Here is a 13,772-nt window from a genome sequence, read left to right on the forward strand (position 1 = left end):
CACCTGTTGGACACGCTGCTGGATAGTTTTGACGGCAGGATGACGGCGCTCGCCTCAGCGCGTTCGTTGCTCCATGAAGCACTTAGGAACGCGGGTAGGTTCAGACTGCGGGCCGGAGCCCGCTGGAAGCCTTGGCTTTGCGGCTTCGGGGAGACGAGCGCCCAATTCCTCCTGACCGCAGGTCAGCGGTCCGCCGCAGTTTGTGCAACGCGCTCTGTCACCAACGCCCGCAGTGACGGATTATCAATCAGCTCGTCTAAGAGCGCCCGAACAATTTCGACGTGGGCTACTCGAGTTCTTCCGACCTGAAAAGCTACATCCTGAGAAATTCGAACTAGGTCGCGATACGAGGCGGGAGTTATGTCCGCACTCAACCGGACATTTTTCGGCGCGGTGTTCGAAGGGACAAGTTGTTGAGCGGCCATTTCGGTTCCTTAGCTTTCGGCCTCTAAGCGGCCGCAATTGGTACTCAAGGATCATAAGGCTTCGTACAGCTGAACTCGGCGAAGTTCACGGCTTGCCGGCCGCGGGGGAGAACTTGGTTTAAGGCAGGTCCCTTCGGCAGCACGGCCCGTTCGGTCAGTTCTACCCGTACTTACTTGCGGCGGTGTGAATTGTATGCCGGCAGGGGTAGGGCACTGATGGCGGAAGCCGTACATGTGGGGTTTATCGGGCAAGAAGTCATTGTCCGTGACCTTGGCTAGTGTGAACCCATGACTGTTCTCCGCGCCGCACTTACGGCTTCTCGCCTATTGAGCGAGGACCCAGCGTGGCGTCTGCTCCGGGCAAATAACGCAGCAATCGCAGTAGCCGTACTTAGCAAGCATCTGGGCGGTGAGCAACGCCGGTTGGCGGCGCCCGCGCTCTTTGAGCACGTTGAGGAGGACCTGGAGGAGCTGCGCGACAATGGTTTCGACCTGCCGCAGACGGCTCAGGCATATTGCACAGCGTGGCGCAATGACGGCATCCTGATCCGCCGCACGGCAGAGGGATCCCGCGAGGAGACTTTCGAATTGTCGCTGGGTTCCCTGCAAGCCATTCGCTTTGTCACCGAGCTGTCTGAGCCGCGACAGGCCGTAACCGAATCGCGTCTGGCCACCATCCTGGACAGGGTGCGCGTGCTGGCCCGCGAAACGGATCCGGACAGTACCTCGCGGCTGCGGGCACTGCACGAGGAGCGCACGCGCATTGACGCCCAGATTGCGCGTGCCGCTGCCGGGGACTTCAACGTGTTGTCCGACGACCAGGCCGCTGAACGCCTGCGCGACGTTCTGTCGCTCATCGAAGAGATACCCAGTGATTTTGCCAGGGTCCGGTCCGATCTTGAGCAACTCAACCGGGAGCTGCGGGAACGGCTGATAGAACAGGAAGGCCCCCGCGGCAGTGCCCTGGATGACATCTTCCGCGGTGTTGATCTTCTGGCCGAGTCCGAGGCGGGACGGAGCTTTTCCGGCTTCTATGCCCTGTTGCTTGATCCGGAACAGGGGCGCGAGTTTGAGGACAGTATCGACACCATCATGGACAGGCCATTCACTTCCCGGCTCTCCGCAGCCCAAGGGAGGACCCTTCGCCGGATTCTGCCCACCCTTCAGGATCGCAGCTCCGAAATTCATGCCGTTATGACTACATTCAGCCGCAGCCTGCGACGCTTTGTTCAGTCCCAGGAACTTAAACAGGACCGGTTGATTAACCAGCGGCTGCGTGCTGCCCTGCGACAGGCTTTGGAAACCTCGCAATCCGTCAAGCCCTACGCGAAAACGAACTTGTCGTTGGATCTAACGAGTGTTCCGCTCGATTCCGTTGCCGCTCTGAATTTGCACAATCCAGCCGACTTCGAAGCCTCTGGCGAGATTGCTCAACACGACGCGATGTTGGTGGATATTGAGGAACTTCGGGCTCTGGCCCGCGCCTCCGAAATCGACATGACCGAATTGACGGGCAATGTCAACGCAGTGCTTGGCCGGCAGAGCTCGGCGACCATCGCGGACGTTCTGGCTGCCCATCCAGCTACCCAAGGTGTGGCAAGCGTCGTCGGACTCCTCGTGCTTGCCGAGGAACACGCCACCGCGCTGAGCGGGCGCGAAAACATCACTTGGCAGCCTCCCGCACCCTCTACCGAGGCACCCGGCACCACGCGCCGCGGCACCGTGGGCCGGTACCTCTTTACTGAAAGGATCCATCCGTGAGCGAATCCCGAGGCGAGGAGCCAGCGTCCGACGTCGCGCTGTGGGACGGCGACAAAGGTGCCTTACGGGAATCTTCCCGCCGGGTACTCGTCCAGCTACTGCGAGGCCCCTACCTCTCCGCTTCCCGGCACGGGAACCTCTGGACGGCGCTCCTGGCCGACGAGGCGGCCATCCGATCCAGCTTGGCAGACCTTTTCCTAGACCTTGTCACCGACCACCCCGCCCAAGTTGCCTTCGTTCGCAACACCACCGCGGACGTAGACGCACCGAAGGTTATGCGCACGGCGACACTAACGTTCCTGGATACGGCGCTGCTGCTCCACCTGCGGCAAACGCTGTTGCAGGAGAACGGCGGCCGCAAGACCATTGTCGGCGCCGACGAGATGGCCGACCAGTTGCAGGTCTACCGAGGGAAGGACAACGCCGACGTTGCGGGCTTCTCCAAGCGCGTTAACTCCTCCTGGCAAAAAATGATCAAATACGGGCTACTGGCCGCGACCAGCACGGAGGGCCGCTTCGAGGTCTCGCCTGTCCTGAGACTAGTCTTCGGGGCTGAGGAGATTGCAGCGGTGCAAGCGGAGTACCGGCGGCTGGTCGCGGAGGCGGAGCCCGGCTTCGCGGAACTCCCCGACACAGGGGAGGAGGCAGAATGAGCATTGTGACGACGAATACGGTATCGGGCGTCCAGGTAGGACAATGGCGACTGGACCGGGTGGAGCTTCTCAATTGGGGAACGTTCCAAGGCCACCATGGCTTGGATATAGCAAGGAAAGGGTTCCTGCTGACTGGCCACTCCGGCTCGGGAAAGTCATCGCTGGTGGATGCTATTTCAGCCGTGCTGACGCCTCGCGGAAAGCTGCAATTCAACGCAGCCGCCCAGGACACCTCCGTCCGGGGAGAAGACCGGACGATGGTGAGCTACATACGCGGCGCCTGGCGACGCAGCGCCGATGACGAAACAGGAGAAGTGCGGGCGGAGTACCTGCGCAACGGTGCTACGTTTAGCGGCATCCTGCTGCGATACAGTGACTGCACAGGGACCAAACCTGTCCTCCTGCTCAAGCTGTACCACCTCCGCCGTGGCTCCAACACGCCCGCTGACGTCAGCGAACTGAGCATCCTGCTGCAGGAGGAGGCGACGCTTCCCGACTTTGTCGACCACCTTCGCAACGGCATCGAGACCAGGCGCATCAAGAGCACGTGGCCAGCCGCGTACATCACTGACAAACATTCCGCCTTCGCCAGCCGCTTCTGCCGACTGATGGGTATTTCGGGCGAAAATGCCGTGCTTCTGCTGCACAAGACCCAATCGGCCAAGTCGCTTGGGAACCTCGACGACCTATTCCGCCAATTCATGCTTGATAGGCCAAAGACGTTCGACATGGCCAATACCGCGGTGGCGCAATTTGGTGAACTATCCGAGGCACACCGTCTGGTGGTGGAGGCCCGCGAACAGGTGGAACATCTGCGCAGGATGGAGGAACCCGCGCGCCGGTTTACGCTCAGTAGTGCCCATGCAGCCGAGGCCGCGGCACTTTCCGCGGCGTTGCCTAGCTTCAAGGATGAATGGAAGCTCAAGCTGGCTAAGGAAGCCCAGGCGGCCGCCGAATCCGCCGCGCTGACCGCGCAATACGACGTCGAGATGACGACTTCTACAACAGCAGAACTGGAACAGGCATACTCAGCGGCCCGCCGGCAAGTGGACGACCATGGCGGCCAGGCCCTGCGAGACCAACAGGCCCAGGTGGATCTCGCACAAGAACGCCAACGCGTCGTCCTGGGGCGGCGGGCCGAGCTGGCCTCCCGGCTTGAAGCGGTACGTATCAGTTTTCCCGCTAGCTTTGAAGAGTATGAGGAACTTCGGGCCGCGGCCCGAATTGAACGCAGCGGCCTGGCGGACGCCCAAGCGGCCAGCCGACAAGCGATCAATGAGCTCCATGAGGCCCGCGCCGCCGCCAAAGCCGAGGTCCGCGACCTCGAAAAGGAGCTCCAATCCCTGCGCGGCCGACGTTCCAATCTTGGCGACAGGCTGGTCAGAGCGAGGTCCGTCGTGGCCGAAGTAGCGGGCATGCCAGCGTCAGCGTTTCCGTTCGCTGGCGAGCTGTTGGAGGTCCGGAAGGAATTCGTGGACTGGACCGGGGCCATCGAGCGGGTGCTGCGGCCCCTGGCCACCGTGATGCTCGTCCCGGAGATGCACATTGACCGAGTGCGTAACGCCGTCGATGGGTTGTTTCTGGGCACGCGGCTTGTCTTTGAGTCCGTCCCCAGCCGGGCGGAACCGCCGCGGCCCGCACGGACCGAGCGGTCCCTAGTTTCACGGGTCCAGGTGGCCGATGGTCCTATGGCCGGATGGCTGCACTCGGTCTTGTCCGTCAACTATGACTACGAATGTGTGGATGCACCGGCGGAGCTCGGCGGTGCGGAGAGAGCGGTCACCCGTGCCGGGCAGGTCAAACGCTCCCGCACCCGCCACGAAAAAGACGATCGGTCACGGGTAGATGATCGCACGACGTGGGTGCTCGGATTCGATAACGTCGACAAACTGGAGCACCTGAGTGCGCTCGTCCAGGCGGCCCGTATCAAGGCTGACCAACTCGCCGTCGAAGTCGACGCCGCGGAGAATCGCCGTGAGACCGAACGCCTGCGCGCTGAGGCACTGGCACTGACTGAAACGCACAGCTGGGACGAAATTGATGCTGCCCGTGCCAGCAGCAGGGTGGAGCGCCATAAGGAACGGCTGGAAGAGGTCCTAGCGGCAAGCGGCGACCTCCGAGCAGCGGAAGCTGCCGCGAAGGAGGCCGGAGCGCGATGGGAGGCCGCGCAGAAGGCCCAGCAAACCGCTATGGAGTCGCTGGCTGAAGTGAAAACCCAACTGGCGGGATTGAAGCGCGTCGTCTCGGGGCTAGAGCCTCGTGTTGCCGGGGCAACAGACGTGCCTGAGGAATTTGGCGCCATTCTGCGGGAACGGTTCCTGAAGCAGCGCCGCAGCATCGTCCACGACGTGATCGACGAGGTCGCGCTGACGGTAGCCACTGGGTTGAGTACGGAGGAAAAGCAGGCCACGTCCCAGGCGGCAGCCGCACGGACCGCTTTCGCTTCGCTGGCAGGAGACTTTCGGCGTAATTGGTCCGCCAAAGCTGGAGATCTGACCGACCAGGTGGAGGATGGGGAGGGATATCTTGCCCTGCTGGAGCAGCTTGTCGCCGACCGCCTACCTGACTTTGAGACCCGGTTCTTCGAACTCATGGAACGCCAGTCCCAGCAAAATGTGGCCACACTGGCCAATGAGATCCGGCGCGCGCCGTTGGAGGTTCGCGACAGGGTGGCGCCTATCAACGGCTCCCTTCAACGTTCTGCCTTCGATGCTGGACGTTTCCTGAAGATTGTTGTCAAGGAGAACCGGGGCGAGCTGGGCAGAAGGTTCCTCAGCGATCTTCAAGACATAAGCACCGGCTCCTGGTTGGCGGAGAGCCGCGACGACGCGGAAGCCAAGTTCGAGGTCATGCGGCGCCTTATGGAGAAGCTCGCCTCCAGCGAACCAGGCGATACCTCCTGGCGGAACCAATGCCTGGACACACGGTTGCACGTGCGCTTCACCGCCACGGAGGTGGATGCAGCCGGCAGGCAGCTCAATGTCTACGATTCCAGCGCTGGTCTCTCCGGCGGTCAGCGACAGAAGCTGGTCACGTTCTGCCTCGCCGCCGCCCTGCGCTACCAGCTGGCCGGCGATGGTGAGGACGTGCCGCGCTACGGCACCGTCGTCATGGACGAGGCGTTCGATAAGGCAGACGGCAACTTCACCCGCATCGCCATGGACGTCTTCACCGAATTCGGTTTCCACATGGTCCTCGCCACCCCGCTCAAACTCCTCCAAACGCTGGAGGACTACATCGGGGGCATGGCCGTGGTCACCTGCCGGGAGTTCAAGGACTCCCGCATCGGGTCCCTGTCCATGGAGGACAACGCGGTCTCAGACTCTGCGCCACTGTCTAGGGAGGCGCCGGGGCCGCGGCGGCTAGACGCAGCAGGGGTGCTGGAAACCGCAGACGTTGAAGCTCACACAGAGGATGCGCTGTTTTGAGCCCCTTGCCTGTGACTCCTGCCGGGGCGGCCGCTGAGGCGCTAAAGAAATACAACCGCCACGTTGGTTCGTGGTCCGTCGGCGATGACACGTCACTTCCATTCGGCATCCCATTGCATCCGCCCACAGAAGCGCAGGCATTAGCCTCCGTGTCGGCCGCCGTCGCGTGGGCCAAGTCATGGGAGGGAACTGACTGCGTGGTATGGACAGAACGCCGGTGGGCCAGCCTGGGCCAGCAAAGAATTCCCGTCCGTGTGGAACTCCACACGCCTGGGGCAGTCGCGGCATTTGCTGGCAAGGCCACCCATTGGCAGCGGGCATCCTCCAGGGCCAAGGCACTGGTCAACTCGGCGACTTCCCCCGATCCTGGCCGATTTGCTACCGCGGTGGGACGAAGCGTCGCGGAACTTGCGGCTTTAGCGCCCGATGACTTCAACCGGCTCGCTGGGGTGCTGGAATGGCTCAAAGAGCATCCCACATCCGGACTGTACATCCGCCAACTGCCCATCCGCGGAGTCGACACCAAATGGGTCCAAAAGTACAGACCCCTCGTCACACGGCTACATGAAGCAGTCACCGGTAGAAGTGGGTTGGGACTGGCGGACAAACCCGACCTGGTCCGCGTGCGTTTCCTAGATCCCGCACTAGCCCCCGGCGGACTGGCGGATGTAGCTGCACCCGTCACTGAGTTGGCCGCCATGGACCTGTGCCCTGAGGTCATCTATGTGTTTGAGAACCTGGAGTCCGTGCTGGCCATGCCCTCTCTAAGCGGTGCTGTGGTGATCCATGGCTCCGGCTACGCCGTGGACCGCCTGGCCCGCATCCCGTGGGTCCGCAACATTGGAGTGGTCTACTGGGGCGACTTGGACAGCCACGGTTTTGGCATTTTGAACCGGTTGCGGGCCCAAGGCATTCCTGTGAGCACTGCTTTAATGGACTTGGACACGTTGGAGGCATTCGAAGACCTCTGGGGGCACGAGCCCAAGCCGACCGTTGGGACCATGCAGCACCTTCTGCCGGAGGAGCTTGCCGTGGTGGAACAGCTGGCGGTACTCGGGAACGTGCGTCTGGAACAGGAACGCATCGACTGGAAGACCGCTTTGGCTGCCCTCATTTCGCCCCGAAGCTAGCAGGCTGCGTTTGCCTAATTCCGTTCAAGCGGTCCCAACGTCTTTGCGCGGCTAGCTGCATCTAGTCGTCATCAGCGCGGACTGGCTAGCCTCAACTAAGGGGTCTGTTCCCGAATGAGCAGCTAACCAGGGTCAAAGCTCCAGCCGGAACACCCACAGCAGCACGTCCTCGCCCGGCACGTACCAGTCCCGCTCCGGCGCCCGGCGGAACCCTAGCGATTCATACAGGCCGTGGGCGCGCTCCATGAACGTGGCACTGGTGATGCTGATTGCCTCGATGCCTGGCAGCTCCCGGGCGTGCTCCACTATCTCCTCCACCACGGCCCGGCCCACGCCGCCGCCTTGGTGTGCGGCGTCCACCGCCAGCATGCGGAATTCCAACTCGCCGTCCTGCGCGATCTCGCTATAGGGCTGGCCGGCAAACGTCAGCGTCACGGCGGCCACGACCTTCCCTGCAGTTTCTGCCACCGACACCTGCGCGTTCTCGGCCCGGTGCTCCACGTCCTCGAGCACGCTCATGTAGGGGTGGTCGGCGGGGAAGTGCCCGGCCCGGAGATAAGCCTCACGGGTGATGCGCCTGACCTCCGGGAAGTCCGCCGCAACGGCGCGGCGGAACAAAAAGTTCATGAGGAAGCGCCCGAAGCAGCGGACTGCTCCACGTAGTGGCGCAGCTGTGCCAAATCCGGCTGCGACGACGGATCGCCCACGGCGTCCGCGCCGACGGCATTGGCCACGGCCAGCGCCCGCGTATAGTCCAGCCCGCTCCCCAGCGCCAGGACCAAAGCGGCGCAAAACGCGTCGCCGGCACCCACCGTGTTCGCCACGGCCACCGAAGCAGACGGCGCCTCGGCCACCTTCCGGCCGTGCTCAAACATCGCGGACCCGTCCTTGCCGTACGTCACCGCCACCAGCTTCGCCTCAGCCAGGGCGGGAATGAGGGCGTACTCGCTCTCGTTGACGATCACCAGGTCGCACCGCTCCAGCAGCTCCGCCGGCAGGTCCATCGCCGGTGCCGCGTTGAGCACATAGAAGCCGGGCGTCTTCCGCGCCGCCTCCAGCACCACGTCCAGGCCGACCTCCAGCTGGCACAGCACCGTCTCCTCCGGGCCGAACTCCACCCCGTCCAGGGACAGGTGCGCGTTGGCGCCCGGGCACACCACAATCTGGTTCTCGCCATCGCGGTCCACCACGATCAGCGCGGTTCCCGTCGGCTGGGGCAGGACGGCCACATCAGCGGTGTCCACGCCAGCGGCAGCCAAAGCCTCCAGCATCCGCTGCCCGGACACGTCCTGGCCGACGGCGCCCACCATCCGGGCACTGCCGCCCAGCCGGGCGGCGGCCGCGGCCTGGTTGGCGCCCTTGCCGCCGGGCTGTTCGGACAGGACAGCGCCGCCGATGGTTTCGCCCGCCGTCGGGAGCCGCTCGGCGGTGGCGATCAGGTCCAGGTTGATGCTGCCGACCACCGTGACGGCAGGACGTGTTGTGTTCATGGGAAAACTCTCTCAGGAGGAGGGCCGGAAGCGGCCGGGCTTTCGGAAAAGTGTAGCGCATGGTTGTACTTGTGAGTCATACATGGTTGTATAACAAACTCGAATCGCCGCGAAAGACGATCCCTTCTGCTCGAACAAAGGAGTTTGATGTGAACACCCCGACCCCCGCCGCAACCGCGCCTCCCGCCGAAGGAGGCGCCGGCGTCGTAATCCCCGATGACGCAACCAGGCTCTCCGGCCGCCGCGCCGCCCTGCTCATCTCCACCCTGCTGCTGGGCGTGCTGTCCTTCCAGCTGAACGCCAGCATGGTCACCCCCGCTCTGCCGCAGATCGCCGCGAGCTTCGGCGAAAGCGCGGACAGCGCCGCCCCCGTCCAGTCCATGTTCTTCCTGGCCGGCGCCATCGCCGGGCCCGTGATCGGCCGGTGGAGCGACTTCATCGGCCGCCGCGCCGCGCTGCTGCTGGTCCTGGGCATCATGGGCGCCGGCACCATCCTCTGCATCGCCGCGCCCACCCTGCCGCTGCTCGTCACCGGCCGGTTCCTGCAGGGCGTCTCCAGCGCCGTGTTCGCGCTCGCCTACATCGTGCTCAGCGAGAACCTGCAGGCCAGGGTCTTCGGCACCTCCGTGGGCCTCATCGCCGCCATCAACGGCGGGATCGGCGGCGTGGACGGCTACGTGGGCGGGCTCATGGCCGAGACCCTCGGCTTCCGGTCCATCTTCGTCGTCGTGCTCGTCCTCACCGCCATCGCCGCTTTCTGCATTTTCCGCCTGGTGCCCGCCGGCCGTCCCGCTGGGCTGCGCGGCGCCATGGACTGGTGGGGCGCCGGTTCCCTCTCGCTGTTCCTGGTGTTCCTGACGTACTTCGTGTCCGACGGTTCGGCCGCCGGCTGGACGTCGCCCACCGCCCTGGCCCTGCTGGCCGGCACCGTTTTGTCCTTCACGGGATTCTGGTTCATCGAGAAGCGCCGCAGCCACCCGCTCATCGCCGTGCACCACCTGCGCTCCCGCCAGGTTGGCCGGTCATCGCCACCACCGTCCTCACCCTCGCCGGCATCTTCGCGGTCATCAACTTCACCGTGGTGCTGCTGAGCCAGGATTCCGACGGCGGCTTCGGGCTTTCCGCCTCCATCTCGGCGTTGCTGTTCCTCACCCCGGCCGCGCTGATTGGCGTCTTCGCCGCGCCTCTGGCCGGGTGGCTGGCGGACCGGCGCGGGTGGATCCGCATTCTGCGGTTGGGGACTTCGTTGAGCCTGGTGTGCGCCGTGGTCGCTGCGGCGTTTTCCACTTCGCCTGTTGCCGTGTTGGTTGCTGTTGCCTGCCTGGGCATCTTCTACAACGGGTTCTTCCTGACTGCCATCAACGGGCTCTCCGTGCTGCTCTCACCGAAGGAGGCCCCGGCGGCCTTGCCCGGCATCAACGGTGCGTCGTTCGGGATCGGAGCGAGCCTCGGCGTCGTGCTCGTGGCGTCGTTCGCCGCCTTTGGTACTTCTGCGGGCTACGCCACCGCCCTCTGGATCTCGGTGGGCATCACCGCCGCCGCGTTCATCGTCAGCCTCTTCGTCGCCGCCCCCAAGGGCGAGACGGTCTAACCCCTCTACCTGTTTCGAAGGAACCTATTGTGACTGCCCCCGTTTACCTGGACTGCGACACCGGCATCGACGACGCCCTCGCCCTGGCCTACCTGCTCGCCTCCCCACTTGCTTCTGTGGTGGGCATCGGGACGGTCAGCGGGAATGTCAGTGCCGCGGTTGGTGCCCGGAATACCCTTGATCTGCTTTCGTTGGCCGGGGAAGCTTCCGTGCCCGTGGCCGTTGGCGCGCACGATCCCCTGGCTGGCTCGTTTGGCGGCGGGTCGCCGTGGGTGCACGGGGAGAACGGTGTTGGGGAGGTTGTGCTGGCGCCTGCTGCTGCTTCTGTTGTCCCGGAGTCCGCGGCCGAGATGTTGGTGCGGCTGGCGCGTAGTTATCCCGGGGCGTTGCGGGTGGTGGCGATCGGGCCGCTGACCAACCTTGCCGAGGCGTTGAAGCTTGACCCCTCGCTGCCTTCCCTGGTCCAGTCCGTGACGGTGATGGGCGGGGCCGCGCTGGCACCGGGGAACATCACGCCCGTGGCCGAGGCCAACATCTGGCACGACCCCGAGGCGGCCGCCCTGGTGCTGGCCGCCGACTGGGACGTGACCCTGGTGCCGCTGGACGTGACCATGGCGTCGGTGCTGGAGGAGCCGCACCGGCAGACCCTGCTGGCCTCCCCGGCGCCGGTGCCGCGGGCGCTGGGGGAGATGCTGGGCTACTACTTCCGCTTCTACGAGGGCATCTACGGCCGGCCCTGCTCCGCGATGCACGATCCGCTGGCGGCGGCGCTCGCCGTCGGTGCTGTTCGTGCTGCGGTGGCGCCCGTGGTGCGGGCCGCCGTCGACACCTCCGACGGGCCCGGCCGCGGGCAGACGGTGTGCGACATGCGCGGCGTGTACGCCGGGTATCCGGAGGTGAAGGGCGCGCGGTGCCGCGTGGTCCTGTCCCTGGAGGAGGAGTTCGCCCCGCACCTGGTGGAGACGCTGCTGGGCCACTTCTCGGTGGTTGAGCCTGTCGAAACCACGACGGCTGCACTCGCCGAAGCAGGTTCACTCGCCTGATCCGGGTGGCGGGACCATGGCCTCTACACCTCGGGACCACGCTCCGCGAGACTGGCGGAAGGACCACGGGAAGCAGGGAGGTGGCGGGCCGTGGATCGCTGGGACTTGGGAATCGCCGGACTGGGACTGCTCGCGACCATGTCAGTGGCCTTCGGCCTGGTGACCCACGTGATCGTGGGCAAAAGGGTGTCGCGCTGGCTGTGGATCTATGCGGCGGCCGGGTACTTTGTGGCGGGCATTCTGGTCAGTGAAGTTTGGTTCGGTTGGGCGACGGAGGAGGAGCTCCAGCCGAATATCGACGGCCTGTCCTTCGACGAAGTGCAGCTGGTGACCCTCGCCGGCCTCATCGCAGCCGTAACCGCCAGGATCGTGCTGCGGAAGAGGGCACGCAAAGGCGTTCGGCAGGCCCCGCCACCGGGCGCCGCACACTGAACCAGCAGCACATTAGGCCGAAGTTTGGGCGTGCCGGGTCTAAACGCTCTGGGACCCGGACGACAGCCGCTGCCCCTCGGGCCGTCCCTCGGCGGAGGCCCAGTGCCGGCGCAGCGCCTCCGCCAGCCGCCCGGGCTCCGGCCGGTGCGGCGGGTCGAAGTGGTGGCGCCGGGGAAAAACCTCCAGGTGGAAGTCGGGAAAGAAGACCCGGGCCAGCCGGGCCGCCACCTCGCCAAAATCATCCGGATGGCTAAGGCCGCCGAGGGCGAAGAACACCGGCTTGCTGAAGGCGGCAAGCCGGGACCTGTCTAGGTCGTAGTCCTTGAAGGTCTGCATAAAGGCCTTGATTCCGGCCGGCCGCTTGGCCATCCACGGCGGTGGGGGACCCGCCTCCGGCGGCGGCAGGACGACGTCGGGCCTGACCTGAAGCCTCATGAACGCAGGCATGTACTGCTCCGGCGGGAGGGCGTCCAGCTCCCCGAACTTCTTCCAATGCTCCGCGTAGGCGCGGCTCCAATCCCAGTTCCCTGCCCACGCCGGCTCCAGCAAGGCCAGGCTCTGCAGCCGGGCCGGGTGCTTGGCAGCGAACGCCAGGGCCGCCCCGCCACCACCGGAATAGCCCAGGATATGGAAGGTCTCCCAGCCCAAGGCGTCAGCTTCCCTCAGGACTCCGTCCCCCTCGGTGTCCAGGCTCCATCCCGGGGGTACGGCATCGCCCTTGTACAGCTCCAGATCCTTGGCAACGGCATGCACGCCCGGGCCCAGCGCCTCAATCAGGCGCTTGTAGGCAAGCTCCGCGGGGAGCACTGAACCAGGAGGCAGGATGACCCGAATCGGTTCCATGCAAGAACCATACGCCGGTGCGGGTGGGGAAGCTGCTGGCCATTTTGAAGGCACGACGGCGGCACTCGCCCCAGCAGGTTCCGCCGGCTGACGCCGGGCAGCGCTGACTAATGCTGGTCGCGTGGCCGGGTGAACGCGGGCAAGGCGGCGGGGTGCGTGGCGCCCTTGGTTTGGGCTGCTTTCAGAACTGGAACTGCTGCATCACGGAGAGGTGCCCGGCCCGCGCGGCGACGAGGCACTTGGCCAGGTAGAAGGGCCGGTTGCCGTGCCGGACGTACTGGGTCAGCACCAGGACCGGGTCCGTCGGACGCAGGTCTAGCAGCTTCGCGCGGCTGGGGCCCACCTGGCTGAGGCTGATCTGGCACTCACCCGGGCCGGCCAACCGGCCCAGCTGGTTGTTCAGCGTGGCAAGCAGGGTGCTGCCGCCGTCGTCCTTGATCTCAAGGGGCGCGGCGGGGCCCTTGCCGAAGCTGACCGGCTGGGCCGCGACGTTCTCCTGCAGGTGGGCGATGGCCTCGCCGTCGCGGATCAGGTCCGATTCCCACAGCCAGCAGTCGGTTCCGGGCTCCACGCCGATGCCGGGGGCGACGAATTCCGACGCGGCCTGGCGGATGGTTTGGGTGCGTTTGACCTCGAGCGTCTGGCCGGGGCCGGCGAGGACCTCCTCGAACGGGCGGATGCGTTCGATGCCGATGCGGGGGAGCGTGTCCGAGACGAAGCGTCCGACGCCGCGCCGCGCCCTGATCAGCCCGTCCTCCTCGAGGAGCATGAGGGCTTCGCGGACCACGGTACGGCTGACTTTCATGTCCGCGCCCAGTTCGGTTTCGGTGGGGATCATGGAACCGGGCGTGAGGAGGCCGTTGCGGATGGCCTCGGCAATGCGCGAGTACACCGCCACGCGTAGGGGCGAACCGGGCTGGGCGGCCACCGGCTGGGACAGGAACCGGGCGGCGTCCTGGTGCACGTTTAGCCTCGC

General features: G+C 65.2%; 10 protein-coding genes and 1 pseudogene. 7 read left to right on the top strand and 4 right to left on the bottom strand.

Features of this window, described 5'->3' with window-relative positions:
• Positions 1-713 precede the first annotated feature (713 nt).
• The 4 genes from ACWRN3_RS00390 to ACWRN3_RS00405 are packed head-to-tail and all read left to right on the top strand — an operon-like array spanning position 714 to position 7,397.
• The gene (locus ACWRN3_RS00390) at positions 714-2,186 is read left to right on the top strand and encodes a DUF3375 domain-containing protein (protein ID WP_476739564.1); all 1,473 of its coding nucleotides are present in this window, start codon (positions 714-716) and stop codon (positions 2,184-2,186) included.
• A complete protein-coding gene (locus ACWRN3_RS00395; protein ID WP_476739565.1) occupies positions 2,183-2,839 on the top strand; it encodes a DUF4194 domain-containing protein in 657 nt (218 codons plus the stop codon). Before ACWRN3_RS00390 ends, ACWRN3_RS00395 begins: the two co-directional genes overlap by 4 nt.
• On the top strand, positions 2,836-6,267 hold the full coding sequence (locus ACWRN3_RS00400; protein ID WP_476739566.1) for an ATP-binding protein: 3,432 nt from the start codon (positions 2,836-2,838) through the stop codon (positions 6,265-6,267). The genes ACWRN3_RS00395 and ACWRN3_RS00400 overlap by 4 nt, the downstream gene beginning before the upstream one ends.
• Before the next feature lie 11 nt (positions 6,268-6,278).
• Positions 6,279-7,397, top strand: a complete 1,119-nt coding sequence (locus ACWRN3_RS00405; RefSeq protein ID WP_476739807.1) for a Wadjet anti-phage system protein JetD domain-containing protein — start codon at positions 6,279-6,281, stop codon at positions 7,395-7,397.
• A 132-nt stretch (positions 7,398-7,529) separates the two neighbouring features.
• On the opposite strand, the gene ACWRN3_RS00410 is transcribed toward ACWRN3_RS00405, so the two are convergent.
• Together ACWRN3_RS00410 and ACWRN3_RS00415 are read right to left on the bottom strand one after the other, a co-directional pair.
• Positions 7,530-8,024: a GNAT family N-acetyltransferase gene (locus ACWRN3_RS00410; protein WP_476739567.1), complete on the bottom strand. Its 495-nt coding sequence runs from the start codon at positions 8,022-8,024 to the stop codon at positions 7,530-7,532.
• The gene (locus ACWRN3_RS00415; RefSeq protein WP_476739568.1) at positions 8,021-8,887 is read right to left on the bottom strand and encodes a ribokinase; all 867 of its coding nucleotides are present in this window, start codon (positions 8,885-8,887) and stop codon (positions 8,021-8,023) included. The genes ACWRN3_RS00410 and ACWRN3_RS00415 overlap by 4 nt, the downstream gene beginning before the upstream one ends.
• A 149-nt stretch (positions 8,888-9,036) precedes the next feature.
• Between ACWRN3_RS00415 and ACWRN3_RS00420 the strand changes: the two are divergent.
• The 3 genes and pseudogenes from ACWRN3_RS00420 to ACWRN3_RS00430 all read left to right on the top strand — a co-directional run bounded on the left by ACWRN3_RS00420 (position 9,037) and on the right by ACWRN3_RS00430 (position 11,953).
• Positions 9,037-10,478 (top strand): annotated as a pseudogene (locus ACWRN3_RS00420) (MFS transporter).
• 29 nt (positions 10,479-10,507) lie between these two features.
• Positions 10,508-11,521: a nucleoside hydrolase gene (locus ACWRN3_RS00425; protein WP_476739569.1), complete on the top strand. Its 1,014-nt coding sequence runs from the start codon at positions 10,508-10,510 to the stop codon at positions 11,519-11,521.
• 90 nt (positions 11,522-11,611) lie between these two features.
• Entirely contained in the window at positions 11,612-11,953 is a 342-nt protein-coding gene (locus ACWRN3_RS00430) for a hypothetical protein (protein ID WP_324644443.1), read from the top strand.
• Between the two features lie 39 nt (positions 11,954-11,992).
• On the opposite strand, the gene ACWRN3_RS00435 is transcribed toward ACWRN3_RS00430, so the two are convergent.
• Positions 11,993-12,796 carry an alpha/beta fold hydrolase gene (locus tag ACWRN3_RS00435; protein WP_476739570.1) on the bottom strand — a complete coding sequence of 268 codons (804 nt, stop codon included), beginning with the start codon at positions 12,794-12,796 and terminating at the stop codon, positions 11,993-11,995.
• A 181-nt stretch (positions 12,797-12,977) separates the two neighbouring features.
• Positions 12,978-13,760 carry a GntR family transcriptional regulator gene (locus ACWRN3_RS00440; RefSeq protein ID WP_476739571.1) on the bottom strand — a complete coding sequence of 261 codons (783 nt, stop codon included), beginning with the start codon at positions 13,758-13,760 and terminating at the stop codon, positions 12,978-12,980.
• Positions 13,761-13,772: the final 12 nt, after the last annotated feature.

Source organism: Pseudarthrobacter sp. rb, assembly GCF_056389225.1.

Excerpts from the sequence above, each read along its gene's own strand:
- ACWRN3_RS00390 (WP_476739564.1), top strand. The coding sequence starts at position 714 with ATGACTGTTCTCCGCGCCGCACTTACGGCTTCTCGCCTATTGAGCGAG.
- ACWRN3_RS00400 (WP_476739566.1), top strand. The coding sequence starts at position 2,836 with ATGAGCATTGTGACGACGAATACGGTATCGGGCGTCCAGGTAGGACAA.
- ACWRN3_RS00410 (WP_476739567.1), bottom strand. The coding sequence starts at position 8,024 with ATGAACTTTTTGTTCCGCCGCGCCGTTGCGGCGGACTTCCCGGAGGTC.
- ACWRN3_RS00415 (WP_476739568.1), bottom strand. The coding sequence starts at position 8,887 with ATGAACACAACACGTCCTGCCGTCACGGTGGTCGGCAGCATCAACCTG.
- ACWRN3_RS00435 (WP_476739570.1), bottom strand. The coding sequence starts at position 12,796 with ATGGAACCGATTCGGGTCATCCTGCCTCCTGGTTCAGTGCTCCCCGCG.